The sequence below is a fragment of the Enterobacter huaxiensis genome, assembly GCF_003594935.2.
In the GTDB taxonomy this organism is placed as follows: domain Bacteria; phylum Pseudomonadota; class Gammaproteobacteria; order Enterobacterales; family Enterobacteriaceae; genus Enterobacter; species Enterobacter huaxiensis.
This window is the reverse complement of sequence record NZ_CP043342.1, coordinates 168,678-192,865: the sequence shown is the minus strand read 5'-3', so window position 1 is coordinate 192,865 and position 24,188 is coordinate 168,678. Positions and strand designations below refer to the sequence as shown.

Annotated in this window: 22 protein-coding genes and 4 tRNA genes; 7 read left to right on the top strand and 19 right to left on the bottom strand. The window is 57.1% G+C overall.

All coding sequences use genetic code 11. From position 1 onward, the window contains the following. Positions 1-57: 57 nt before the first annotated feature. Positions 58-927 carry a phospholipase A gene (pldA, locus tag D5067_RS00940; RefSeq protein ID WP_119936313.1) on the bottom strand — a complete coding sequence of 290 codons (870 nt, stop codon included), beginning with the start codon at positions 925-927 and terminating at the stop codon, positions 58-60. A gap of 160 nt (positions 928-1,087) precedes the next feature. Here pldA and yigI point away from each other — a divergent pair, with 160 nt between their 5' ends. Then, a complete protein-coding gene (yigI, locus tag D5067_RS00935; RefSeq protein ID WP_119936314.1) occupies positions 1,088-1,555 on the top strand; it encodes an acyl-CoA thioesterase YigI in 468 nt (155 codons plus the stop codon). Between the two features lie 51 nt (positions 1,556-1,606). Further along, the gene (gene rarD, locus D5067_RS00930) at positions 1,607-2,503 is read left to right on the top strand and encodes an EamA family transporter RarD (protein WP_119936315.1); all 897 of its coding nucleotides are present in this window, start codon (positions 1,607-1,609) and stop codon (positions 2,501-2,503) included. Positions 2,504-2,586: 83 nt separating this feature from the next. On the opposite strand, the gene corA is transcribed toward rarD, so the two are convergent. The 8 genes from corA to lptM all read right to left on the bottom strand — a co-directional run bounded on the left by corA (position 2,587) and on the right by lptM (position 9,547). Then, on the bottom strand, positions 2,587-3,537 hold the full coding sequence (corA, locus tag D5067_RS00925) for a magnesium/cobalt transporter CorA (RefSeq protein WP_119936316.1): 951 nt from the start codon (positions 3,535-3,537) through the stop codon (positions 2,587-2,589). Positions 3,538-3,687: 150 nt separating this feature from the next. Beyond that, the gene (gene ysgD, locus D5067_RS00920) at positions 3,688-3,744 is read right to left on the bottom strand and encodes a YsgD/CorL family protein (RefSeq protein WP_212743980.1); all 57 of its coding nucleotides are present in this window, start codon (positions 3,742-3,744) and stop codon (positions 3,688-3,690) included. 149 nt (positions 3,745-3,893) lie between these two features. Further along, positions 3,894-6,056, bottom strand: a complete 2,163-nt coding sequence (gene uvrD / locus D5067_RS00915; protein WP_119936317.1) for a DNA helicase II — start codon at positions 6,054-6,056, stop codon at positions 3,894-3,896. Between the two features lie 107 nt (positions 6,057-6,163). Beyond that, positions 6,164-6,880, bottom strand: coding sequence for a 5-amino-6-(5-phospho-D-ribitylamino)uracil phosphatase YigB (yigB, locus tag D5067_RS00910; protein WP_119936318.1), 717 nt, complete (start codon positions 6,878-6,880; stop codon positions 6,164-6,166). Then, positions 6,880-7,782, bottom strand: coding sequence for a tyrosine recombinase XerC (gene xerC / locus D5067_RS00905; RefSeq protein ID WP_119936319.1), 903 nt, complete (start codon positions 7,780-7,782; stop codon positions 6,880-6,882). The genes yigB and xerC overlap by 1 nt, the downstream gene beginning before the upstream one ends. Continuing rightward, positions 7,779-8,486, bottom strand: coding sequence for a DUF484 domain-containing protein (locus D5067_RS00900; RefSeq protein ID WP_119936320.1), 708 nt, complete (start codon positions 8,484-8,486; stop codon positions 7,779-7,781). The genes xerC and D5067_RS00900 overlap by 4 nt, the downstream gene beginning before the upstream one ends. Continuing rightward, positions 8,483-9,307, bottom strand: coding sequence for a diaminopimelate epimerase (gene dapF / locus D5067_RS00895; RefSeq protein ID WP_119936321.1), 825 nt, complete (start codon positions 9,305-9,307; stop codon positions 8,483-8,485). Before dapF ends, D5067_RS00900 begins: the two co-directional genes overlap by 4 nt. Before the next feature lie 36 nt (positions 9,308-9,343). Further along, positions 9,344-9,547, bottom strand: coding sequence for an LPS translocon maturation chaperone LptM (gene lptM, locus D5067_RS00890; RefSeq protein WP_119936322.1), 204 nt, complete (start codon positions 9,545-9,547; stop codon positions 9,344-9,346). 135 nt (positions 9,548-9,682) lie between these two features. On the opposite strand from lptM, the gene cyaY reads away from it, so the two are divergent. Beyond that, the gene (gene cyaY, locus D5067_RS00885) at positions 9,683-10,003 is read left to right on the top strand and encodes an iron donor protein CyaY (protein ID WP_006179235.1); all 321 of its coding nucleotides are present in this window, start codon (positions 9,683-9,685) and stop codon (positions 10,001-10,003) included. 91 nt (positions 10,004-10,094) lie between these two features. On the opposite strand, the gene cyaA is transcribed toward cyaY, so the two are convergent. Beyond that, complete coding sequence (gene cyaA / locus D5067_RS00880) at positions 10,095-12,638, bottom strand: class I adenylate cyclase (protein ID WP_119936323.1); 2,544 nt, start codon at positions 12,636-12,638, stop codon at positions 10,095-10,097. Positions 12,639-12,986: 348 nt separating this feature from the next. Here cyaA and hemC point away from each other — a divergent pair, with 348 nt between their 5' ends. The 4 genes from hemC to hemY are packed head-to-tail and all read left to right on the top strand — an operon-like array spanning position 12,987 to position 17,075. Next, the gene (gene hemC / locus D5067_RS00875; RefSeq protein WP_148102657.1) at positions 12,987-13,928 is read left to right on the top strand and encodes a hydroxymethylbilane synthase; all 942 of its coding nucleotides are present in this window, start codon (positions 12,987-12,989) and stop codon (positions 13,926-13,928) included. Then, positions 13,925-14,665: a uroporphyrinogen-III synthase gene (gene hemD, locus D5067_RS00870; protein ID WP_119936326.1), complete on the top strand. Its 741-nt coding sequence runs from the start codon at positions 13,925-13,927 to the stop codon at positions 14,663-14,665. The genes hemC and hemD overlap by 4 nt, the downstream gene beginning before the upstream one ends. A 20-nt stretch (positions 14,666-14,685) precedes the next feature. Beyond that, on the top strand, positions 14,686-15,873 hold the full coding sequence (gene hemX, locus D5067_RS00865; RefSeq protein WP_119936327.1) for a uroporphyrinogen-III C-methyltransferase: 1,188 nt from the start codon (positions 14,686-14,688) through the stop codon (positions 15,871-15,873). A 2-nt stretch (positions 15,874-15,875) separates the two neighbouring features. After that, positions 15,876-17,075 carry a protoheme IX biogenesis protein HemY gene (gene hemY, locus D5067_RS00860; protein ID WP_119936328.1) on the top strand — a complete coding sequence of 400 codons (1,200 nt, stop codon included), beginning with the start codon at positions 15,876-15,878 and terminating at the stop codon, positions 17,073-17,075. A gap of 548 nt (positions 17,076-17,623) precedes the next feature. On the opposite strand, the gene D5067_RS00855 is transcribed toward hemY, so the two are convergent. The 9 genes from D5067_RS00855 to wzxE form a co-directional block, all read right to left on the bottom strand. Further along, positions 17,624-17,700: transfer RNA gene (locus tag D5067_RS00855), tRNA-Pro, on the bottom strand. Between the two features lie 46 nt (positions 17,701-17,746). Next, positions 17,747-17,832, bottom strand: a tRNA-Leu gene (locus D5067_RS00850). 22 nt (positions 17,833-17,854) lie between these two features. Further along, a tRNA-His gene (locus tag D5067_RS00845) sits at positions 17,855-17,930 on the bottom strand. A 67-nt stretch (positions 17,931-17,997) separates the two neighbouring features. Further along, positions 17,998-18,074 (bottom strand) — tRNA-Arg (locus D5067_RS00840). Between the two features lie 114 nt (positions 18,075-18,188). Next, positions 18,189-19,562, bottom strand: a complete 1,374-nt coding sequence (thrP, locus tag D5067_RS00835) for a bifunctional threonine/serine APC transporter ThrP (protein WP_119936329.1) — start codon at positions 19,560-19,562, stop codon at positions 18,189-18,191. 197 nt (positions 19,563-19,759) lie between these two features. After that, positions 19,760-20,500: a lipopolysaccharide N-acetylmannosaminouronosyltransferase gene (gene wecG / locus D5067_RS00830; protein WP_119936505.1), complete on the bottom strand. Its 741-nt coding sequence runs from the start codon at positions 20,498-20,500 to the stop codon at positions 19,760-19,762. Between the two features lie 12 nt (positions 20,501-20,512). Next, positions 20,513-21,865, bottom strand: a complete 1,353-nt coding sequence (gene wzyE / locus D5067_RS00825) for an ECA oligosaccharide polymerase (protein ID WP_119936330.1) — start codon at positions 21,863-21,865, stop codon at positions 20,513-20,515. After that, positions 21,862-22,941 (bottom strand): TDP-N-acetylfucosamine:lipid II N-acetylfucosaminyltransferase, encoded by a 1,080-nt coding sequence (locus D5067_RS00820; protein ID WP_119936331.1) that lies wholly within the window; start codon positions 22,939-22,941, stop codon positions 21,862-21,864. Before D5067_RS00820 ends, wzyE begins: the two co-directional genes overlap by 4 nt. Beyond that, positions 22,938-24,188 carry a lipid III flippase WzxE gene (gene wzxE / locus D5067_RS00815; RefSeq protein WP_119936332.1) on the bottom strand — a complete coding sequence of 417 codons (1,251 nt, stop codon included), beginning with the start codon at positions 24,186-24,188 and terminating at the stop codon, positions 22,938-22,940. The genes D5067_RS00820 and wzxE overlap by 4 nt, the downstream gene beginning before the upstream one ends.

The window sequence follows — 24,188 nt, the reverse complement described above, 5'->3', positions numbered from 1 at the left end:
TATTTTCAGCGCCTGAGAAAGAAACTTCAACGTTTAACGCAAAAACATTCGAGCGACCTAGAAAATATCGTTCAGCATAACGCCCACACCCACACGGGTCTGGTTGAAGTTGTAGTCGATCAGCGACTCGCCGTACCCGCTGTACACCTGCGTATAAAGACGCACGTGTTTCGATACCGGATAGCTCAGGCCCAGCTCTGCGCCGCCGTAGCCGGTGTTCCAGTTGTACTGGCCTTTGGCGCTCAGCACCGCGTCACCCAGCTGATAGCCCACTTTGAGCTGGTAGTAACCCATGTATTTGGTGATGTCCGGGTTGTCATCGGTGCTGCCCACCACGTACCACGGCTTCACTTCCACCATGAAGTTGCCGTTTTGCGCCATCAGGCGGGTGTAAGCACGGTTCCAGCTGCGTGAGGTAGGATCGGAACGACCGTTGGAGTCGTGGTTAAAGCCCACTTCGACGTCGCGCAGCGTCCAGCCTGCGAACTCGTAGTCCGTTGCGAAACCGAGGAACAGCTGCGGCTCATAGTTGGTTTCACGAAACGGTGAGGACTCTCCGCTGTTGGAAAGCTGCCACCAGGACTTCTGCGTGTAGGAGGCACCAAACACCGAGTTCGGCCCCAAAATGCCGCGCCAGAACGGGAATGCGAGGCTGAGCTGGTACTTCACCTCATCCTTACGCGCATTATCGGACCAGTTATAGGAGCTGATCGCCTCTTTGTTGAGATCGCTGGTCTGAGTGTAAATCACATAGTTCGTGTCGTACGGATAAAGCGTGAACGGATTGTCATGCTCCTGAAGCAGGTTCGCGATAATGCTGCCGTGTACGGCAGGTTTATCATGAACCTCTTTAATCGTTGCTTCCTGCGCATATGCTGTGAGGGGCAGCGAAACCGCCGCCAGTAACCAACCCAGATACGTCCGCATCGGTGGTGTTCTCCTGAAATCGTGACATGTAGTGAATAGTTTTGTCCGGGCATTCTACAGACTTCTGCAACAACTTCTCCATCCTCGTTTCTGAAAGTGGAAATCATTATTGTTGAGGCATAAAATCAACATTTCGTTAACAACAAGGATGAGATGTTCCATGTCAGCCACGCTTACCGCCGAAGAAGCCTTAAAACTCGTGGGCGAGATTTTTGTTTATCACATGCCCTTTAACCGCGCGCTGGGGCTGGAGCTGGAGCGATACGAAAAAGACTTCGCCCAGCTGAGCTTCAATAACCAGCCGATGATGGTCGGCAACTGGGCGCAAAGCATTTTGCACGGTGGCGTGATTGCCTCCGCGCTGGACGTGGCGGCAGGCCTGGTCTGCGTCGGCAGCACGCTGACGCGCCACGACACCATCAATGAGGACGAGCTTCGCCAGCGACTGTCGCGCATGGGCACGATCGACCTGCGTGTCGACTACCTGCGCCCCGGTCGAGGGAATCGCTTCACCTGCAGCAGCAGCCTGCTGCGTGCCGGGAACAAGGTTGCCGTTGCCCGCGTTGAACTGCATAACGAAGATCAGGTTTATATCGCCAGCGCAACCGCCACTTATATGGTGGGTTGAGGCGGCAAAATCGGGTAAAATTAATTCACTATTTTGTAACGGATTATCCCGATGGATGCTAAACAGACGCGGCAGGGCGTTTTACTCGCCCTTGCCGCTTATTTTATTTGGGGTATCGCACCGGCGTACTTCAAGCTTATCGCCTACGTTCCGGCTGACGAGATCCTCACTCACCGCGTGATCTGGTCGTTCTTCTTTATGATTGCGCTGATGAGCGTCAGCCGTCAGTGGTCGGGCGTGAAAACGCTGCTTAAAACCCCAAAGAAGGTTTTCCTGCTGGCGCTCTCTGCGGTGCTCATCGGCGGCAACTGGCTGCTCTTCATCTGGGCGGTGAATAACCACCATATGCTCGAAGCGAGCCTGGGCTATTTTATTAACCCGCTGGTGAACATCGTTCTTGGGATGATATTCCTCGGTGAACGCTTCCGCCGTATGCAGTGGGTGGCTGTGATCCTGGCCCTGTGTGGCGTACTGGTGCAGCTGTGGACCTTCGGCTCCCTGCCGGTTATCGCGCTGGGTCTGGCGTTTAGCTTTGCGTTCTACGGTCTGGTGCGTAAGAAAATCGCCGTTGAAGCCCAGACCGGGATGCTGTTTGAAACACTCTGGCTGCTGCCGTTGGCCGCGATTTACCTGTTTGGTATTGCCGACAGCGCCACCAGTCATATGGGCAGCAACCCGTGGTCGCTGAACCTGATGCTGATGGCAGCAGGCGTCGTCACAACTATCCCGCTGCTGTGCTTCACCGGTGCGGCAACGCGCCTGCGCCTCTCGACGCTGGGCTTCTTCCAGTATATCGGCCCGACGCTGATGTTCCTGCTGGCGGTGGTGTTTTACGGCGAAGTGCCGGGTGCGGATAAGATGGTGACCTTCGCCTTTATCTGGGTGGCGTTAGCGATTTTTGTTGCGGATGCGATTTATACCCAGCGCAGAGTGCGTAAAGGATTGTAGTGCTCCCCTCACCCTAACCCTCTCCCAAAGGGAGAGGGTACACGATCGTAGGCCCGGTAAGCGTAGCGCCACCGGGCGGATTCTCACAGCCAGTTCCGGCGTTTAAAGTACAGATACGGCGCCAGCCCGGCGAGGATCATAAAGACAATCGCCCCCGGGTAGCCGAAGCTCCAGCGCAGCTCGGGCATAAACTCAAAGTTCATCCCGTAGCTCGATGCCACCAGCGTCGGCGGCAGAAACACCACGGACACCACCGAGAAGATCTTGATGATGCGGTTCTGCTCGATGTTAATAAAGCCCATCGCCGCCTGCATCAGGAAGTTCACCTTCTGGAACAGGGATTCGTTGTGCGGCAGCAGGGATTCGATATCTCGTAAAATCTCACGCGCCTGCTCCAGCTGGCCGCCCGGCAGACGCGCCTTGCGCACCAGGAAGTTCAGCGCGCGCTGGGTATCCATCAGACACAAACGCACCTTCCAGCCGATATCTTCCAGCTCCGCCAGCGTGGAGAGCGCTTCGTCATACTCATCGCCCTGATGGCCTTCCATGATCACGCGGCTCAACTTTTCCAGGTCGCTGTAGATGTTTTCGATTTCATCCGCCAGCTGTTCGATTTTGGTTTCGAACAGGTCGAGCAGCAGCTCGTAGGCGTTGCCGTCCACCATCGCCTGGCTGCGGGCGCGCATGCGGTAGAGACGAAACGCCGGCAGTTCGCGCTCGCGCAGGGTAAACAGGCGGCCGTCGCGAACGGTAAACGCCACGGTAGAGTTGCCCGCGTGGTCGTCTGCGTCTTCAAAAAAGAAGAAGGAGTGAATGTGCAGGCCGTCTTCATCTTCAAAAAAACGTGCCGATGCTTCGATGTCTTCCAGTTCAGGACGGGTTGCCAGGCTTTGCCCCAGCTCTGATTGTACGCGAAGGCGTTCATCGTCGTCCGGCTCGACCAGATCCACCCATACGGCATCCACAAGGGGCTGCGACTCTTCGGCTTCAAGCCGAGTCAGTCGGTTATTTTCGAGTTGAAATGCGCTCAACATGACCGGGACTCCCAATGCAAAAAATATCGGACAGTTCGGTGGGCACACAGAAACAATTTGGGTTTCAGACCATTAAACAGCCTGACTCAGTGCGACGGGAATGATGCGGTCGCTGACAACCACTAAGGCCATCAGCAAGAGGAGATAGCCTTAGGAGTTGTTCCTGGATGACAGGGAATTGAGCCAGTATCTACTGGGTGTGTCCAAGGCGAATGTCCTCTTAGCGTAATCGTGCGCGCATGTTACGCCAGCAATAACTGTGGCGTCAACACGCAACGAAACGCTGAAGGGCATTAATTGACCTTCAACATATAAGGTTAGCAGATCATTACAAAATAATGATATTTTTCTGAAAGTTACACCGTTTCGAGCTTAGCATAGGCCGCTACCAGCCATTTAATACCCTGCCCCTGGAACGCGACCTGCAGGCGGCTGTGCTCGCCGCTGCCTTCCAGATTCACGATGGTGCCTTCGCCAAATTTCGAATGGCGAACGCGCTGGCCCAGCTTGTAGCCGGTGTCGGTTTCAGAGATTGGCGAACCCATGCGCTGATGGCTTACCGGACGGCTGATGCTGGCGCGCAGGCGCACCTCCTCCACGCAGGCTTCCGGCAGCTCGCCGATGAAGCGCGACGGACGGTGATACACCTCTTTACCGTACAGACGGCGGGTTTCGGCGTAGGTCAGCGTCAGCTTTTGCATCGCACGGGTCACGCCCACGTAGGCCAGACGACGCTCTTCTTCCAGGCGCCCGCCTTCATCCAGCGACATCTGGCTTGGGAACATCCCCTCTTCTACCCCAACGATGAACACCTGCGGGAACTCCAGCCCTTTGGCGGAGTGGAGGGTCATCAGCTGAACCGCATCCTGCCAGGTGTCCGCCTGCCCCTCGCCCGCTTCCAGCGCGGCGTGGGAGAGGAACGCCTGCAGCGGCATCAGGTCTTCGTCTTCTTCGTTGTAGCTGAACTGGCGCGTTGCCGTCACCAGTTCCTCTAAGTTCTCAATACGGGTCTGGCCCTTCTCGCCTTTCTCCTGCTCGTACATGATGCGCAGCCCGGAGTCTTTAATCACCCGGTCGGTCTGCACGTGCAGCGGCATGTCGGCGGTTTCCTGCGCCAACGCATCAATCAGCTCAATGAAGCGCTGCAGCGCGCTGGCGGCGCGTCCGGCGAGGGCTTTCTCCTGCAGCAGCTCGCGGCACGCCTGCCACAGCGTAAGCTGACGATCGCGAGATGCCTGGCGCACCACGTCCAGCGTGCGGTCGCCAATCCCGCGGGTTGGCGTATTCACTACGCGCTCAAACGCGGCATCATCGTTACGGTTAGCAATCAGACGCAGATACGAGAGTGCATCTTTGATTTCCTGGCGTTCGAAGAAGCGCATACCGCCGTAAATGCGGTACGGCATGCCCACCTGCAGCAGCGCCTCTTCCAGCACGCGCGACTGGGCGTTGCTGCGATAGAGAATTGCGCACTGCTCCAGCGCGCCGCCGTTGTCCTGCCAGGTTTTGATGCGGTTCACCACGAAGCGGGCTTCGTCGAGTTCATTGAACGCACAGTAGATAGAGATAGGCTCGCCGTCGACGCCGTCGGTCCACAGCTTTTTACCCAGACGCCCGTTGTTGTTTTCGATCAGGGCGTTAGCCGCGCTGAGGATGTTGTTCGTCGAGCGGTAGTTCTGCTCCAGACGAATGGTCTGTGCGCCGGGGAAATCGTTGAGGAAGCGCTGGATGTTTTCCACCTGCGCCCCGCGCCAGCCGTAGATCGACTGGTCGTCATCGCCCACGATCATCACCTTGCCGGTATCGCCGGCCAGCAGGCGTATCCACGCGTACTGAATGTTGTTGGTATCCTGGAATTCATCCACCAGGATATTGGTGAAGCGTTCACGGTAGTGCTGAAGGATATGCGGCTTGTTGAGCCACAGCTCGTGGGCGCGCAGCAGCAGCTCGGCGAAATCGACCAGACCAGCGCGATCGCACGCTTCCTGATAGGCCTTGTAGACGTTTTGCCAGGTCTGCTCGACCGGGTTACCGAAGCTCTGAATGTGGTGCGGGCGCAGCCCTTCGTCTTTCTGACCGTTGATGTACCACATCGCCTGACGCGGCGGCCACTGCTTCTCGTCGAGGTTCATCGCCTTGATAAGACGCTTCAGCAAACGGAGCTGGTCTTCGCTGTCGAGGATCTGAAAATCCTGCGGCAGGTTGGCGTCCATATGATGCGCGCGCAGCAGGCGGTGCGCCAGGCCGTGGAAGGTGCCGACCCACATGCCGCCCTGGCTGGTGCCCATCAGCTGTGCGATACGGTGGCGCATCTCTGCCGCCGCCTTGTTGGTAAACGTTACCGCCATGATGGAGTATGGGGAGCAGTTCTCAACGCTCTGCAGCCAGGCAATACGGTGAACCAGCACGCGCGTCTTACCACTGCCCGCCCCAGCCAGCACCAGCATGTTGGTGCGCGAGGCCGCTACGGCTTCACGCTGTTTGTCATTAAGGCTGTCGAGCAGGTAAGAAACGTCCATTGGCACCGTCACATAGTATTCAGGAACACAGCAAAACGCCCGGTGGCGCTTCGCTTACCGGGGCTACGACTGCAAACCCCTGGTAATTTATACAATATTACTGGTGATTATATCAGCGTCGTGAGGGATGCCAACCGCGAAATTTCCACGTGCGGCAGAAGACGACTGTCCGGCGTGGTCATCAGGTCGGCATTTTCCGGCCTGATCCAGCAGGCCTGCATGCCGCAGCGGATCGCCCCGGCCACGTCCGTGGTCAGGTCGTCGCCGACGTGCAGGATCTCACCGAGCGGCAGATTGAGTTTCTCCGCCGCCAGGTGATACATGTCGCTGAACGGCTTCGAGCGCCCGTGCGGGCCCGCGCGCAGCACGAACTCAAAGTAATCCCCGAGGCCAAAGAGTTCAGGCTGGGCGTTACCGTTGGTGATCGCCACCAGCGGCCACTTCTCCGCGAGCTTCGCCAGCGTGTCGTGAGTCTCCTGCGGTACGTCAATACGGCTGCGCCATTTGGCGAAGTTTTCCATTGATGCCTCCGCGCCAATGGCCGCCTCGCGCGCGCTCAGGCCAACGCTGAGCATCGCCTGTTCGACCGCACGGCGGCGCCATTCGGTTACGTCGTGGTAAATCTCCGGCTCGGTCTCCCGCAGAGACTGACGCAGCTGCTGAAAATCTTTGTTCTGCATCGCTTTCAATGCCGGATGGTAGTTCTGCACAAACGCCAGCGACTCCTGCTCGGTACGCAGGATCACCTCGCGGTTGTCATAGAGAGTGTCATCAAGGTCAAACGTCAGGGCAGAGATCTGACCGAGTGGGCGGTAAAAACGCATTATTTCCCCCGTTTGGCGCGTGGATGCGCCGCGTCATACACCGAGGCAAGGTGTTGGAAGTCTAAGTGGGTATAGATTTGGGTGGTCGACAGGTTCGCGTGACCGAGGAGTTCCTGCACGCCGCGCAGATCGCCGCTTGATTCAAGCATATGGGTAGCAAACGAGTGGCGCAGCTTGTGCGGATGCACGTGGCTGTTCAGCCCCTGCTTAATGCCCCACTCCGCAAAGCGCTTCTGCACGTTACGCGCCGAGATCCGCTTGCCGAGCTTCGATAAAAACAGCGCATCTTCTTCTGCGCCAAACAGCCCGCGCAGATCCAGCCAGTGTTCAATCCAGGAGACCGCGTTGCGGCCAATCGGCAGGCGGCGCTCTTTGCTGCCTTTGCCCATCACCCACACTTCGCCGGACTCCAGATCGAGATGCTTTATATCGAGGTTCACCAGTTCAGAGAGACGCAGGCCTGCACCGTACATTACCTCCAGCATCGCGCGGTCGCGTACGGCCAGCGGGTCGTTAAGATCGATATCCAGCAGGCGGTTTACGTCGTCGACATCGATATTTTTCGGCAGATGGCGCGGGGCTTTCGGCGTGGCGATGCCTTTTGCCGGATTGGCTTTTAAGCCGCCCTGGCTGACCAGCCAGTCGAAAAAGCTGCGCAGGGCAGACAGCCTCAGCGCGAGGCTTGCCGGGCTGAGGTTTTTTTTACGGCTACGCACCACAAACCCGCGCACCGTCGCCGCGTCACACTGCTGCCAGCTTTTCAGGCCGATCTCGTCGGCAATCTGCAGGATGGCATCGAGCTGGCGTCGGTAATTGAGCAGCGTAATCGGGCTTAGCTGACGCTCAACGCTCAGATAGCGCAGAAAGCGCGAGACGTCAGCGGCGAGCAGTTCGTCCGTCATACGCGCTCAACCCAGCGCTCCAGCAGCTCGGGCAGCATCAGGGCAATCTCCTGCAGCAGATGCGTTGCCTGCCCCTGCTCATAGTGGTGCGCGTCGCGGCTGGTGAATAACATCACGCCCAGATCGCCATCGCGCCCCATCAGCGACATCGCCACCGAGCCAATTGCTTTGGCTTCTGGCAAGACCACCAGCAGCTCGGGCCCGTTTAGCGGCCCCAGATAGTGGTGCTCGTGGCCCAGACGCTGAATGCGCAGCGGCTCGAACGCCTGACGGCTCAACGCCAGATGGGTGAAACCGGAGGGTGCGCCAATGCGCCAGCGGTCCGGAAAGAGGCGAATCGTTGCGCCCGCCAGCCCAAGCTCGCGCGCCCAGCGGTGGAAGCGGCTGAGGAACTCTTCAAGGCTGTGGGCGGAGGCCAGACGCGCCTGCAGGTGCAGAAGGCGATAGAACAGGCTTTCGTTATTACTGGCCTGATCCATCAGCAGCGTCATGTTCTCTTCGAGCTGATTGATATGGTTGCGCGAGCGCGCCATGTGCCATTCGACCAGCGACACGGTCTCGCGTACCGGATGCGGCACGCGCATCTGTTCAACGACGCGTGCATTGCGGATAAAGAACTCAGGATTGTTCAGCAGATAATCAACAACAGCTCTGTCGTCCAGCTCCGTCACTGTTTCCTGTAGTTCTTCCCCTGGTTGTTTCATAGATGGATAAACCCGTCATAAACTTGTGTCGCCGGGCCCGTCATATACAGTGGATGACCCGGTCCTTTCCAGGCGATATCAAGACGACCGCCCGGTAACTCCACGCGGACCTCTTCTGCCAGGAGCCCCTGAGAGATGCCCACGGCAACAGCCGCACAGGCACCGCTTCCGCAGGCCTGAGTTTCGCCCGCGCCGCGCTCATAAACCCGCAGACGAATGTGCTCACGCTTCACCACCTGCATAAAACCGATGTTCGCCCGCTCCGGGAAGCGCTCGTGGCTCTCAAGTACCGGCCCAAGGCTTTCGACCGCCGCGATGTCCACGTCATCAACCTGAATCACGCAGTGCGGGTTGCCCATCGAGACCACGCCGCACAATACTGTCTGCTCGGCCGCACGCATAATATAGGTCTTTTCCGCTTTGTTTGCGCGAAACGGCACGGCGGATGGCTCGAAGTTTGGTTCGCCCATGTTCACGCGCACCAGCTCATCGTCAGTGACGCTGAGGATCATACGGCCATTGGCAGTGCTAACGCGAATATCACGCTTGTTGGTCAGCCCTTTCAGACGCACAAAGCGGGCAAAACAGCGCGCGCCGTTGCCGCACTGGTTAACTTCGCTGCCGTCGGCGTTAAAGATGCGGTAGTGGAAATCGAGGTCGGGATCGTACGGCGGTTCAACCACCAGCAGCTGATCGAACCCTACGCCCACGTGTCGATCCGCCAGGCGGCGAATCAGCTCCGGTGAGAAAAAGACATTCTGCGTTACCGCGTCGACGACCATAAAATCGTTGCCAAGGCCATGCATCTTAGAGAACTGCATCATTTGCTCCATTGCGCGGGTACAGAACGTAATCTGTCAGAGGTTAACCTGAGTCGGGCCACCGTTGTTGCCACGATCGTTCGTGTCCGGCGTTGAAGACTCAATGCCGCTTTGCACCGGTTTGGTCGGCGGTGGTGCGGTTTTATCCGCAGGCGGGAAGTACAGCGGCCCTTTCAGTCCACAGCCGGTCAGGCTAAACAGCGTGATGAGAACGGCAAGCGTTCCGAAGACGTTTTTCATTATAAAGTTGCCCGTAAGTTCAAATCTGTTTCTATCATCGCAGGAGAAGACACAAAAGCAAGAGTTTGCCGCTTTCCTGCAACGGGAATTATTTAGCGTTATACTGCCGCCATCACGAAAAACAGGAACAAAACCATGAACGACAGTGAATTCCATCGCCTTGCCGACACCCTGTGGATGACCATCGAAGAGCGTCTGGACGACTGGGACGGCGACAGCGATATCGATTGTGAGATCAACGGCGGCATCCTGACCTTAAGCTTCGAAAACGGCAGCAAAATTATTATTAACCGTCAGGAGCCGCTTCACCAGGTGTGGCTGGCGGCCAAACAGGGCGGCTATCACTTCGATCTAAAGGGTGATGAGTGGGTGTGCGACCGCAGCGGCGAAACGTTCTGGGATCTGCTGGAGCAGGCGGCGACCGCGCAGGCGGGTGAGACGGTGAGTTTCAGGTAGTTTTGTTGCCCGGTGGCGGCTACGCCTTACCGGGCCTACAACGACTCGGACCGAAGGCCGGGTAAGCGTCAGCGCCACCCGGCGAAAAAGATCAGGAGAAATACTGCTGCAGCAGCGGGGCGGTATCCTGATTCGCAGGAACGGCAGGCGCAACGGCCTGGGTGCGGAACGGGATCACCTGCACACGGCCGTCCACGTTCACGATCTGGTAGAACTGCGGCAGGTTAAAGTTGATAAAGCTTGAGCCGTAGGTGAAGCGGTCATGCGACGACGAGTAGAAGCGGCTGACGTCGCGCACCAGCTCTTCTTTGCTGCCTTCACAGTGGTGATACACCTCAGCGCGGTTGGTTTCATCCAGAATATAGATGTTAAAACCGGCATCCTCGCCTGACTCTTCAAAGAAGAACTGAATAATCCCTTCGCTCGCAAAGCCGTCCACCACCTGCGGCAGTTTGACGTGGTTGGTTTCCACCTGCACCGACAGTCCATGCAGCTTGTTGTGCGAGATTGCCCCGTAGAACTCGATTGCGTTTTCCAGCTTCTGTACCGACACATTCAGGCGCTCAAAGAACAGGCCCCAGGTCTGGCCGGAGACGCGCAGCGCCTTGAAGCGACCGGTTTCATGGCGGGTACTGGAAAGGCGCAGCTCGATGCATTCAGACACCAGCTGCTGCACGCGGGTACGGATAAGTCCGCGCAGATGCTGGCTGTAGCAGAACACCTCCACGCTGTCCGGCGGCGCGGCGTCCTGGTGCATCTTGCCAAGAATAGTTTTCAGCGCTTCGATCATCGCCTGCTCGCCGTTGAAGTGCAGCGTACGCACTTCGTTCCACGAGTTGCGGTACAGCAGGTCTACGCTGCCCACCAGGCAATTTTGCTGCTCGCCAAAGCTGAAGACGTCCAGCTTGCGGAAATCAAAGTGGACCACCTGATTGCGGAAGGCCGCCGTCGGGTCGTATTCGAGGTTAACGATGATCGCCAGATGGCGGATCTCACACGGGCTGTAAAGCGCTTTTGGCGTCGGTGCCGGCAGGCGCAGCGGGAAGTGGTGCGACACATCCGCCACCATCTCCTGCAGCTTGGCCAAATCGACAACCTCATTGCCTTTGATAAACAGGCGCGTGCGCGAGGTGAGCAGGCCGTTAAACCAGGCCCAGGCTACCAGCTTGTTCAGATAGCGGTTATATTCCAGCGGCTGATGGCTGACGATCGAGTCCATGCTTGGCGCACGGTTGTAGAGATACCACCCGGTGCGGTTTGCGCGGCCCGGCGGCACAAAGATAAAGGTCAGGTTCGGTTCTGACAGGTCCGGCGAAATCTGCGGGTTAACCAGGGTTACTTTACCCGGCAGCGCTTCAAAGGCGGCGTACAGCTTACGGGTCAACACCCCGATATCCTGCGGGCTGGCGGAGACGCTGAGGTTGTTACGGCGCGCAAAGCGGATCAGGTTGCGGTAGCTTTGCATCATCGCATCAAGCAGTTCGTTGTGCGCTTCACGCACCTGATCGATTTTCCAGTTGGCGCGGTTATCGAGCATGGACAGGCGCTCTTCGTCCCAACCCCACTCTTTGACTAACTGACTGACCACTTCACGACGCCAGCCAACGCACGCGCGTTCGCGGCTGAGTTTTTCACAGACTTTGAGATAGAAACATCGACGCACCAGGTCAAGACGCGTGGTGTCATCAATGGCTTTCAGGTATTCGGTGACGCGTTCCAGCATCATGCAGTAGGCATCAAGACCAAAGGAGACGATCTCCCCGTCGTGCAAGCGCTGTTTGATGTCTTTCGCCAGCAGGCGCGGCGTTGGGTATTCCCAGGAATAGGCTTCAAGCAGCAGCGTTTTCAGCACCGCTTTATACGGTGAGTCGATGCTCTTATAGAGCTGCCAGAGGCTTGCGCCAAAGTACTCTTCGGCGGACAGGGAGCTGAGGCCGCCCAGGTCCAGCCATTCGTTTGGCGTCAGCACGCCCTGAGAATAGAGCGACATGACGTAATCGTCGTAATGCTCTTCTTCATCGCACGGCACCATATTCCACAGAATACGTTTACCGGCCAGGCGCACGGCGCTGCGGTAGAATTCATCCAGCAGCAGCATGTGCTGCGTCGAGCCGCAGTCTTCACCCCCGAGACTGCCGCTTTCGTTATGACGGAAACGGTTTTCATCAATCAGGAAGAAGCTCACTTCCACGCCGAGCGAGGCCGCCCAGCTCTCCAGCAGGCTGCATTTACGCTGCAGCAGCTGGCGCTCTTCGTTATCGAGCCAGGACTGATGGCAGACCCAGATGTCCAGGTCAGAGGAACAGCTTTGCCCTACCGATGAGGTACTCCCCATGGAGTAAACGCCGGTAATCGGCAGCTCTCCTTTTGGGGATTCCTGAGGCGGCATGCCGCGGTAAAGTTCCAGCTCGTTCAGATAGTGCTGTTGGGTTTCATCAGGCGTGAAGAGGCAAATGCCCTGGGGAACGTTACCATCGAGGTAACCCGGCATCAGCGGATGGTGATAGTGCAATAATGTCGGCAGTAGACTGTAAACCTGCTGGAAAGCAGGGCCCATAGCAGCAAGCGCGCGATCGACACGCAGTTGATTTATGGCATCCAGTCTCTGTTTCAGAGTCTCAATATAGAGGTACAAGACGTATCGCCTGATGTTTCCGGGCGTAGCATGTTATTCCACAATCGAATAACAGCGGGCCCGCAATATTTCAAAAAGAGAACCGTTACCTTTATTCGCCCTTTCTTTATGGTGGTAGCGACGAAAAAATGGTCTAAAACGTGATCAATTTAACACCTTGCCGATTGACCGTAAAGAAAGATGCGCTACATACAAGTGTAGCACCGTTCTGTACATGTAAATTCCTGAATACGGCTGTGGCTGACGAGTACGCCGCCTTGTCCCTCTCCCGCTTCATTAACCGGAAAACTGCCATCCGAGTGTCAACAATGTTAGGATGGTTAGTGATTGATAATGACGGTAACAAGCATGTTAGACAATGTTTTGAGAATTGCCACACGCCAAAGCCCCCTTGCGCTCTGGCAGGCACATTATGTTAAGCAGCGCCTTGAGGCCTGCCACTCCGGATTGCGTGTCGAACTGGTGCCAATGGTAACGCGTGGCGATGTGATTCTTGATACGCCACTGGCGAAAGTCGGCGGAAAGGGCTTGTTTGTCAAAGAGCTGGAGACGGCGCTGCTTGAGAATCGCGCCGATATCGCCGTGCATTCAATGAAGGATGTGCCCGTTGAGTTCCCGGAAGGGCTGGGGCTGGTGACCATCTGCGAGCGCGAAGATCCGCGCGATGCGTTTGTCTCCAACCGCTATGACTCGCTGGATGCGCTGCCGGAAGGCAGCGTGGTTGGCACGTCAAGTTTACGCCGCCAGTGTCAGCTGGCTGAGCGCCGGCCGGATCTTGAGATCCGTTCGCTGCGTGGCAACGTGGGCACGCGTCTGAGCAAACTGGATAACGGTGATTACGACGCCATTATCCTTGCCGTTGCAGGCCTGAAACGCCTGGGGCTGGAATCACGCATTCGCGTCGCAATGCCGCCCGAGCTGTCGCTCCCGGCCGTTGGTCAGGGTGCCGTCGGCATTGAGTGTCGTCTGGATGATGAGCGGACCCGCGCGCTGCTATCGCCGCTCAATCACGACGAGACGTCAATCCGCGTGAAAGCAGAGCGCGCCATGAATACCCGCCTCGAAGGGGGATGTCAGGTGCCAATTGGCAGCTATGCTGAATTAACAGACGGGGAACTGTGGCTGCGCGCGCTGGTTGGCGCACCGGACGGTTCTCAGATGGTACGCGGCGAGCGCCGCGGCCAGCCGCAAGATGCTGAAGCGCTTGGCGTATCGCTGGCGGAAGAGCTGTTGAACAACGGTGCCCGCGAGATTCTGGCTGAGGTTTATAATGGAGAACCCCCTGCATGAGTATTCTTGTCACCCGCCCTTCTCCCGCAGGAGAGCAATTAGTGAGCCGTCTGCGCACACTGGGGCAGGTGGCCTGGAGTTTTCCGCTGATTGAATTCTCCCCCGGTCGGGAGCTGCCCTTGCTTGCCGACCAAATGAGTACCCTGCAGGAAGGCGATCTGGTCTTCGCCCTGTCGCAGCACGCCGTAGAGTTTGCCCATGCGCAGCTGCAGCAACAGGGGCTACGCTGGCCGAGCGCGCCTCACTATTTCGCTATCGGGCGGACTACGGCACTGGCCTTACATACCGTTAGCGGAATTGACGTTCGCTACCCGTTAGATCGGGAAATCAGCGAAGTCTTGCTACAATTACCTGAATTACAAACTATTGCCGGAAAGCGTGCTCTTATTTTACGCGGCAACGGTGGGCGTGAACTGCTGGGGGAAACCCTGCGGGATCGCGGTGCTGACGTCACGTTCTGCGAGTGCTATCAGCGCTGCGCAAAAAATTATGATGGTGCGGAAGAAGCGATGCGCTGGCATATGCGTGGTATCAACACCCTGGTGGTGACCAGCGGTGAGATGCTGCAGCAGCTTTGGTCGCTTATACCGCAATGGTATCGTGAAAACTGGTTACTCCGCTGTCGGCTTCTGGTCGTCAGTGAGCGTCTGGCGAACCACGCCCGGGAACTGGGCTGGCAGGATATTCGGATCGCTGATAACGCCGACAACGATGCGCTGCTGCGCGCATTACAATAACTCTCAAATGGGAAGCCATAATGACGGAACACGAAAAATCCTCCGCCGTGGTTGAAGAGACCAGGGAGACTGTGGATCTCACGCCACAGCCAGAGACGGCTGAAAATGCCGCGGAGAAGAAAAACGGCAGCAACAAAACCAGCCTTACGCTGAGCGTCATTGCCATCGCGATTGCGCTGGCCGCAGGCGTGAGCCTCTATGGGCTGGTGAAGAAGCAAGGCACCAACCAGACGGTGACCAGCGACGCGCTGGTGAACCAAATTACCGCCCTGCAAAAAGCGCAGGAGACGCAGAAGACCGAGCTGGAAGGCGTGATCAAACAGCAGGCCGATGCGCTTGCTGCCGCCAACAGCAAGCAGGAAGAGCTGACCAAACAGCTGGGCGAAGTGCAGGAAAAAGTGGCCACCATTTCCGGTACCGATGCCAAAACCTGGCTGCTCTCTCAGGCCGATTTTCTGGTGAAGCTGGCCGGACGTAAGCTGTGGAGCGATCAGGACGTCACCACCGCCGCCGCGCTGCTGAAAAGCGCCGACGCGAGCCTGGCGGACATGAACGACCCAAGCCTGATTACCGCGCGCCGCGCTATTACCGAAGATATCGCCAGCCTGTCTGCCGTATCGCAGGTGGATTACGACGGTATCATCCTCAAGGTGAATCAGCTCTCGAACCAGATTGATAACCTGCAGCTTGCGGATAATAACGACGACGACTCCCCGATGGATTCCGACGGAACTGAGCTCTCCAGCTCTCTGAGCGAATGGCGCATTAACCTGCAAAAAAGCTGGCAGAACTTTATGGACAGCTTCATCACGATCCGCCGTCGCGACGAGACCGCTGTCCCGCTGTTAGCGCCGAATCAGGATGTATACCTGCGCGAAAACATTCGCTCTCGCCTGCTGGTAGCGGCGCAGGCCGTACCGCGTCATCAGGAAGAGACCTACAAACAGGCGCTGGATAACGTCTCCACGTGGGTACGTGCTTACTACAATACCGATGATGCGACGACCACCGCCTTCCTCGACGATATCGATAAGCTGAGCCAGCAAAATATCACCATGAACGTGCCGGATAAGCTGGAAAGCCAGCCTATTCTGGAGAAGCTGATGCAGACGCGCGTGCGCAACCTGCTGGCACAGCCGGGCGTTGCGGCAGAACCCGCAGCCGAAGCGCCAGCCGCTGCCGCTGAAAGCGCCCCGCAAGGAGAGTAACGATGCTTAAAGTTCTCTTCCTCTTCTTACTGTTGATCGCCGGGATCGTGCTGGGGCCAATGCTTGCGGGCCATCAGGGCTATGTGCTGATCCAGACCGATAACTACAACATCGAAACCAGCGTGACGGGGCTCGCGATCGTCCTGATCCTTGGCGTGGTGGTGTTGCTCGCCGTGGAATGGATCCTGCGCCGCATCTTCCGCACCGGGGCGCATACGCGCGGCTGGTTCGTTGGCCGCAAGCGCCGTCGCGCCCGTAAGCAAACGGAGCAGGCGCTGCTGAAGCTGGCCGAAGGCGATTATCAGCAGGTTGAAAAGCTGATGTCGAAAAATGCCGATCACGCTGAACAGCCGGTGGTGAACTACCTGCTGGCCGCTGAAGCTGCGCAGCAGCGTGGCGATGAAGCGCGCGCTAATCAGCACCTGGAGCGCGCCTCTGAACTCTCAACCAAAGATCCGATTCCGGTTGAGATCACCCGCGTTCGCCTGCAGCTGGCGCGTAATGAAAATCACGCGGCGCGCCACGGCGTTGACCGCCTGCTGGAAATCACCCCACGTCATCCGGAAGTGCTGCGTCTTGCCGAGCAGGCCTACATCCGTACCGGCGCCTGGGGTTCGCTGCTGGACATCATTCCTTCTATGGCAAAAGCGGACGTCGGAGATGATGAACATCGTGACGAACTGCAGCGCATGGCGTGGATTGGGCTGATGGATCAGGCGCGCGCCGACCTGGGCAGCGACGGCCTGAAAACCTGGTGGAAAAACCAGAGCCGTAAAACGCGTCAGCAGGTTCCGCTGCAGGTAGCCATGGCGGAACATTTGATTGAATGTGACGATCACGACACCGCTCAGGAGATCCTCCTCGACGGCCTGAAGCGTCAGTACGACGATCGCCTGATCATGGTGATCCCACGTCTGAAAACCAACAATCCTGAGCAGCTGGAAAAAGTGCTGCGCCAGCAGATCAAAGCCGTGGGCGACCGCCCCCTTCTGTGGAGCACGCTGGGTCAGTCGCTGATGAAGCACGGCGAGTGGCAGGAGGCGAGCCTTGCCTTCCGCGCGGCGCTAAAACAGCGCCCGGACGCGTTTGACTACGCGTGGCTTGCTGATTCACTGGATAAACAGCATAAGCCGGAAGAGGCCGCAGCCATGCGGCGTGACGGGCTGCTGCTGACGCTACAGAATAACGGCAATCAGCCGTAAATATGAAGGAGGCCAGGCGGCCTCCTTTTTTATGGGCAAAAAAAACGCCTGCTATAAAAGCAGGCGTTGAAACAGGTCTGTAAGACAACATATTTGGTGCTTCACTCAACGTTGTGTCCATGGTGTTTGATGAGGCCGAAGCGACATCTGTCAGTGGACGATAAGCACCGTAAACGGCTCTGCGTCATTCCTGAGTTTATGAGGCACTAAGGCGAACATAAGAGATGGAATGAGCATCTACATGTATATTATTGCACGTAACGTGCCAGTTTTACACTTAGAACTTTTACATCGCGCAACATTCTAAGATAAAAGGAAATTTTATCTTTGAGGCGCGTCTTACACCCTGAAACGGCGCAGTCGCAGCGCTTATGTGTCTCCAGGGAGAGACATAAATCTATCACTATTAACAATCAGTTATTTTTCAATGAGTTGCATGTCGCTAAAATGCGACAGCGGGAAGAAGGAATGTCGGGGAATGACAACAGCGTGGAAAATGGTAGAGAAACGCAGAAAACAAAAAACCCCGCCGAAGCGGGGTTCAAAATTGGTCGGCGAGAGAGGATTCGAACCTCCGACCCACTGGTCCCAAACCAGTTGCGCTACCAAGCTGCGCTACTCGCCGATGTACTGCTTTTTTTGAATTTTTAGTTCAATTCATTTAAAAGTCGTGGTGCGAGGGGGGGGACTCGAACCCCCACATCCAAAGGACACTAACACCTGAAGCTAGCGCGTCTACCAATTCCGCCACCTTCGCAATTCACAACTCTTTCAAATAATGGGGTGGCTAATGGGATTCGAACCCACGACAACTGGAATCACAATCCAGGGCTCTACCAACTGAGCTATAGCCACCACTGTATTCTTTTTTCACGCGGTACTGACCACTTCTCAGACCACCGCAGCTCCAGCACCGGGTTAATGGTGCGCCCGACAGGATTCGAACCTGAGACCTCTGCCTCCGGAGGGCAGCGCTCTATCCAGCTGAGCTACGGGCGCTTAGCGCCGTTGCGGGGCTGGATATTACGTACCTCCGACCCCGCTGTCTAGTGCTTTTTTGAAAAAAATGCGCGTTTGGTTATGGTTTGCACATTTTGCCGCTTATTCCTCCACTTAATGCAGGGTGGCGCGGCGCCCCAGGCCAAATATCTTGTATGCAGCCGTCACGGCGGCCAGGAAGATCATCCCGACAAACAGCGACATGCGGGTATCTTCATTAAAGTACATTCCGATTAATACGCAAATCAGGAACGCCATCGTTAAATAGTTCGCGTACGGGAACAGAATCGAACGGAACGGATGGCTGGCAATCGCCTGCTTGTGCGCCTGGCGGAAACGCAGCTGGCTAATCAGGATCACAAACCATGGGATCATGCCCGGCAGTACGCTGGCGCTATAGACGTAAACGAACACGCGCTGCGGATTGGGGATGATGTAGTTGAGGCACGAGCCGATCAGCAGAATCGCAATGGACACCGCGACGCCGGCAACCGGCACGCCCGCGCGCGACACTTTACCCATCGCGGCCGGCAGCTGGTTGTTTTTAGCCAGCGCGTAAAGCATGCGGCCACAGCTGTACATGCCGCTGTTACAGCCGGAGAGCGCGGCCGTGAGCACCACGAAGTTAATAATGCCAGCCGCTGCCGTAATGCCAATCTTAGCGAAGGTTAAGACAAACGGGCTGCCGGTGGTGCCGATTTCATTCCATGGGAAGATGGTCACGATAACGAAAATCGCACCCACGTAGAAAATCAGGATACGCCACAGCACCTTGCCTACTGCGCTACGCAGCGTGACCTGCGGGTTTTTCGCTTCACCGGCAGTAATGCCGATCAGCTCAACGCCCTGATAGGAGGCGACGACGATACAGAGCGCCGTCAGGAACCCTTTCCAGCCGCCTGCAAAGAAGCCGCCGTGTTCGGTCAGGTTGCCGAAGCCGATAGAGTGCCCGCCGTTGCCAAAGCCGAAGAAGATTACCCCCAGGCCGACCACAATCATCACAATGATGGTGGTGACTTTGATCATCGCGAACCAGAACTCGATTTCACCGTACAGGCGTACCGCCGCCAGGTTCGCCAGCGCGACCAGCCCCACGGCGATAAGCGCGGGTATCCACTGAACCATATCCGGGAACCAGAACTGCACGTAGACGCCTATCGCGGTGATTTCCGAGATGCCCACCGCCATCCACATAAACCAGTACGACCAGGCCGTGAGATAGCCAAAGAACGGGCTCATATACCGGTGCGCGTAGACGGCGAAGGAACCGGCCACCGGCTCCAGGAACAGCATTTCGCCCATTGAACGCATGATGAAGAAGACGAACAGCCCGGCGATGATGTACGCCAGCAGTACGGAAGGACCAGCCCATTTGAGCGTGCTTGCAGAGCCCATAAACAGGCCCACGCCGATAGTGCCGCCCAGCGCTATCAATTCAATATGTCGAGCCTCCAGCCCACGCTGTAGCTCCGGTTTTTTCTCTGCCATAAATCCTCGGTTGTGTTTGCTGTATACCGGCTTTGTGCCGGTTATTGTTTTAGGGGGGTACTGAAATACGGTGCGAATGGTTTCTTAAATTCTGCCAAATGGCAAACGATGCATTAAAAAAATGAATGCATTGCACATAAACGCAGCAGTTTTGCAGGGGAGTTGCAGCGCGAATAGCATATCGCGCTACATTTTGATTACATCTTGCCGGTGTAGTGCCAGGCGAGGTAGCGCAGCAGACGGATCTGCCGCTTGATGCGCGTCGGCTGCGACAGCAGACGATAGAGCCACTCCAGCCCCAGGTTTTGCCAGACTTTTGGCGCGCGCTTAACGTGGCCGGTGAATACGTCATACGTGCCGCCAACGCCCATATAAAGGGCATCCGGGCAGACCAGACGGCAATCCCGCATCAGGATCTCCTGGCGCGGGGAGCCCATCGCCACGGTGACGATTTTCGCCCCGCTGTCACGCACGCGCTCGAACAGCGCCTGCCGGCCCTCAGGTTTGAAGTAGCCGTCCTGACTGCCCACAATGTTAACATTCCACTGGCTACGCAGCTTTTGTTCCGTCTGCGCCAGCACGTCCGGCTTACCGCCGATCAGGAATACCGGCGTCCCTTCTGCACCCGCGCGTGCCATGAGCTGTTCCCAGAGGTCAGCCCCGGCGACGCGTGAAACATTAGCATCAGGATACTTTTTGCGAATAGAGCGCACTACGCTGATGCCGTCGGCGTATTTAAACTCCGCGGCCTCAATCAGGCTTCTCACTTCCGCGTTATCTTCAACCGCCAGCATCTTTTCCGCATTTATAGCCACCAGCGTGCCGGATTTCATCTGCCCGTCCGAGAACAGAAAATCCAGCGCGTGCTGCATATCTCGCCAGCCAATAAGCTGGAGGCCGCGCAGCGCATAGCGCGGCGCAGAAGTTGTGTCAGTCATTACCATCCCTACTCAGACTTGCGACAGCGTTGTGCTGCCTTGAGGCTCACGTCGGTGCACCAGCCCTGCGCTGTCAAACAACCAGTACAACAGTTTTGCCAGCAGCAGGCAGATGCCGAAAACGACCATGAAGAACACCACGCGCGAGACGAACGAATCCAGCCCCTCGCGCGCCAGAACGATCATATTGAAAATGGCACCAAAACAGAAACTGTGCAAAATCGCGGCTTTATAGCGGTTCGTCTCCTCGTTGCCGAGGGTGTAGAGCCAGTCGAACCATTTAATAATCAGCCCCACGGCAACCGCGCCGGGCAATATAAACCAGCTGCCGCCCATCACCACCAGCGAGCCAATCAGGGTCGGCGAGATCGCCAGGCCCGAATGGTTGTTCAGTACTTCCCAGGTAAAGTAGTTTGCCGTATTCAGCACAACCCCCGGGCGGTCAGGCCACAGCCATGTCGGGATAAAGACGTAGAAGTCTCGCACAATCGGCGCCAGGCCCTGGAAGTCGATCTTGTCGTAGTTTTGCAGCAGCAGGGCCAGGTTTTCCCACGGCGAGAAGGTGTCGCGCGTCAGGTACAGGAAGGTATAAAACGCTTCATCACCGGCCACGTTTAGCCCGTAGCGCTTCAGCGCCAGCCAGAACATCCCCACAATGCCAAACACACCCGCGGCGGCCAGCATCCACAGGGAGATCCACCCGCGAATAATGCCGATAAACAGGAAGATGGCGAAGGCGATGATGATGTTCGCGCGCGTGCCGCCCACGATCATGTAGGTGAGAACGCCAAACGCGACGGTGCTGACCAGGAAAAACAGCCAGGCTTTGCTGTCCTGGCGCAGGAAAAAGACCACCAGCATTGCCGGAATGAAGAAGTAGAAGAAACGTTTTAGCGCCACGCCCGACACTTCGGCAGAGAAAATCTGGCTGTAGGACTGCAGCTTAAACAGCAGGAAGCCGTTGTGCATGAAGAAGATGCCGACGCTGACCAGCGCGATGGTCATCAACATCACCCACGTCAGATGCGTCTCCACCCGGTTCATGGTGAAAAGCGGTCGCCGTGGTGCGGCCGCTGTCGCAGAGCGCAGGCGCGTTTTATAGGTGACGTAGTAGACGGCGTAGAAGCAGGTCGCGGAAAGCAGCGCCTGCAGCAGAATTTCCGGTGGGGCAACGGCAACGTCAAAACGGAAAACCAGAATGCTGGTCAGCGGAAAGCCGAAGTAAAAGGTCAGCAGAAACAGCAGCGAGAAGAAGACGTTGAAGTTAAAGCGAACGCGGCGAAACTCAAACCAGGTGAGCGTAGCGATGAACAGCGCGCTCAGTAGCCAAACCACCAGCAAGCCGCTAAATTGCAACTGGCTCATGCGTTGTCTCCTGAAGCAATACGCAGCGCGCGGTGCCACGGCGTGAGGAAGTTCGGGCTGAAGAAGTCGATGGCATTTTTATCCACCAGCGACAGCTGGCGCTGCGCCTCACGAACCACGTCCTCGTTGAGCTCATCCCCGGTAAACAGTACCGGAATGTGCTGCTCGGCCATGTCCTGCCAGAACGGATTTTCGCGATTGAGCACGCACGGAACGCCTGCCTGGATAAGGAGACATAACGTACCAATCCCCTGCTGGCGGGCAAAGATGAAATAGCCCAGATCGCACTTTCTCAGCAGCGCCAGGTAGTCATCAAACTCCAGCTTATCCTGCAGAATGTGCACGTTCTCAGGGCTGAACAATGCCAGCGCCTGCTGGCGGACGTCATCAATGTAAGCGTTGTTGTTCGCCGGATAGCCCATTGGCACAACCACATTCACCGTATCGCCAAACTGCTGATGCACTGCACGGAGTGCGGCAACATGTTCGTTACTGCGATCCCCGGAGTTACCCACCAGAATCGTCAGTTTGCCCTCGCGCAGCGTGTCGTTCGCCATATTGTTCAGCGCCGGGTTCATGCGCGTCGGGAAATAGAGCAGCTCACCGCGTACGTTGGGGTGCTGCTTCGCAAAGTAATTAAGATCGCCACGGGTGGCGAACACGCACCCTACGCGGCCCTGCGCCATGCGGCGCAGCGGGTAGAAGAGACGGAACTTCCAGCCGCGCGACACTTCGTAGAGATCGGCTCCCCAGATATGCCAGCTGCACTGCGAGGATTTGATTCCGCCACTCAGCAACGCCAGCCACAGGCCGGTATTAAACTGCCCATGGAAAAAGAAGCGCTGCTCGCGATCCGCCCTGGCTTTCGCGATAGCCGCCTTTGCAAGCGCCGCTTTGTCCGGCCAGAACGTGATATTGAGCGCCGGACACGCCGCGCTCAGGCCATTATCGTGACCCGCAACCATAAACTCGCGCGCATCAGGATTGCCCGACGCCAGCTCATCGTTGAAGAACCGCAGTACGGTCTGGTTATGGTGTGGGATGTCCGATCCCAGTATGTGAATCAGTGCAGTCATGCGCGTTTACGCCAAAGTAAAAATACGCCGCAGCAGGCAGCGAAATAAACGATATAAGTTGCCATATAGGCCTGAGCGGCCCCCAGCGCGCCGTGCGAAGGGATAAGCCAGTGCGAGAACGCCGTCAGCAGCGCAAACTGGCTAATCTCCGCCAGGATATACAGCCGCAGCGAGGCTTTCGCAATCACCAGATAACCGAAAACGTACGCGCCGACTTTCAACACATCGCCAACCAGCTGCCAGGCGAACAGGTCGCGCATGGCGATAAACTTCGCCGAGAAGAGCAGCCAGATAGCGACGTCGCGCAATAACCAGACGGTAAAGCTGGCGACCGCCACGGCAGGGAGCACAAAACGCAATGAGCGGAAAATCTCGCGGGTAATATCCTTTTTTACGGTCAGTCGCGATAAGGTTGGCAGCAAATAGACGCTAAAGGAAGCCGTTATAAATTGGAGGTAGGCATCGGAAATGCTGCTCACGCCCTGCCAAATCCCGACTTCATCCCAACTGTAATGCGCAGCCAGCAGGTTTCGCATCATCACGTAGGCCACCGGCAGCGTCACCGAGGTGATGAGCGCCATCAGGGTAAATTTGCCTAACTGCCCCGCCAGCATCTTGTCCCACTGCGGTTTCAGGTAACGTAGCGGGATGACCCCTCTGCGCATCAGCATAAACGCCGCCGGAATGACAACGAACGCAGGCACCAGCGCCAGCCCCAGCAGCGCCCCTTCATAGCCGCCAAAGCGATAGCAGAAGTAGTAGGCAATGACGCCAATAACGCTACCCAGGATCAGCGCCAGCGCGTTCCCTGCAGCATCACGGAAGCCTTTCATTAGCGCCAGCAGCAGGTTTGCCCAGGCAATTCCCATCTGCACCAGCGCGACCAGACGCACCAGCCCCTGATACTGCGTGTGACCAAACAGGCCCTGGCTAATCGGTGCCGCCGCCACTAAAAACACCACGGCTAACAGCGTTGAAAACCCCAGCACCATGGCTGAAGACGTTCCTACAACCGAACGCAGCTTTTCGGCATCATCCTGATGCTGGGCAACGTACTTGGTTACGCCGTTGAATATTCCGGCCCCCGCCAGTACGCCAAGCACGGTGACCAGCTGGCGGAAATTCCCCGCCAGCCCGACGCCCGACGGGCCAAATGAGACGGCCAACAGCTTAACGACCAGCAGCCCGGCGCCAATTTTGACGAATGTGGACGCGGCGGTCCACACCGATGCTTTTGCCAGAGACAT

Excerpts from the sequence above, each read along its gene's own strand:
- pldA (WP_119936313.1), bottom strand. The coding sequence starts at position 927 with ATGCGGACGTATCTGGGTTGGTTACTGGCGGCGGTTTCGCTGCCCCTC.
- yigI (WP_119936314.1), top strand. The coding sequence starts at position 1,088 with ATGTCAGCCACGCTTACCGCCGAAGAAGCCTTAAAACTCGTGGGCGAG.
- rarD (WP_119936315.1), top strand. The coding sequence starts at position 1,607 with ATGGATGCTAAACAGACGCGGCAGGGCGTTTTACTCGCCCTTGCCGCT.
- corA (WP_119936316.1), bottom strand. The coding sequence starts at position 3,537 with ATGTTGAGCGCATTTCAACTCGAAAATAACCGACTGACTCGGCTTGAA.
- uvrD (WP_119936317.1), bottom strand. The coding sequence starts at position 6,056 with ATGGACGTTTCTTACCTGCTCGACAGCCTTAATGACAAACAGCGTGAA.
- yigB (WP_119936318.1), bottom strand. The coding sequence starts at position 6,880 with ATGCGTTTTTACCGCCCACTCGGTCAGATCTCTGCCCTGACGTTTGAC.
- xerC (WP_119936319.1), bottom strand. The coding sequence starts at position 7,782 with ATGACGGACGAACTGCTCGCCGCTGACGTCTCGCGCTTTCTGCGCTAT.
- D5067_RS00900 (WP_119936320.1), bottom strand. The coding sequence starts at position 8,486 with ATGAAACAACCAGGGGAAGAACTACAGGAAACAGTGACGGAGCTGGAC.
- dapF (WP_119936321.1), bottom strand. The coding sequence starts at position 9,307 with ATGCAGTTCTCTAAGATGCATGGCCTTGGCAACGATTTTATGGTCGTC.
- lptM (WP_119936322.1), bottom strand. The coding sequence starts at position 9,547 with ATGAAAAACGTCTTCGGAACGCTTGCCGTTCTCATCACGCTGTTTAGC.
- cyaY (WP_006179235.1), top strand. The coding sequence starts at position 9,683 with ATGAACGACAGTGAATTCCATCGCCTTGCCGACACCCTGTGGATGACC.
- hemC (WP_148102657.1), top strand. The coding sequence starts at position 12,987 with ATGTTAGACAATGTTTTGAGAATTGCCACACGCCAAAGCCCCCTTGCG.
- hemD (WP_119936326.1), top strand. The coding sequence starts at position 13,925 with ATGAGTATTCTTGTCACCCGCCCTTCTCCCGCAGGAGAGCAATTAGTG.
- hemX (WP_119936327.1), top strand. The coding sequence starts at position 14,686 with ATGACGGAACACGAAAAATCCTCCGCCGTGGTTGAAGAGACCAGGGAG.
- hemY (WP_119936328.1), top strand. The coding sequence starts at position 15,876 with ATGCTTAAAGTTCTCTTCCTCTTCTTACTGTTGATCGCCGGGATCGTG.
- thrP (WP_119936329.1), bottom strand. The coding sequence starts at position 19,562 with ATGGCAGAGAAAAAACCGGAGCTACAGCGTGGGCTGGAGGCTCGACAT.
- wecG (WP_119936505.1), bottom strand. The coding sequence starts at position 20,500 with ATGACTGACACAACTTCTGCGCCGCGCTATGCGCTGCGCGGCCTCCAG.
- wzyE (WP_119936330.1), bottom strand. The coding sequence starts at position 21,865 with ATGAGCCAGTTGCAATTTAGCGGCTTGCTGGTGGTTTGGCTACTGAGC.
- D5067_RS00820 (WP_119936331.1), bottom strand. The coding sequence starts at position 22,941 with ATGACTGCACTGATTCACATACTGGGATCGGACATCCCACACCATAAC.
- wzxE (WP_119936332.1), bottom strand. The coding sequence starts at position 24,188 with ATGTCTCTGGCAAAAGCATCGGTGTGGACCGCCGCGTCCACATTCGTC.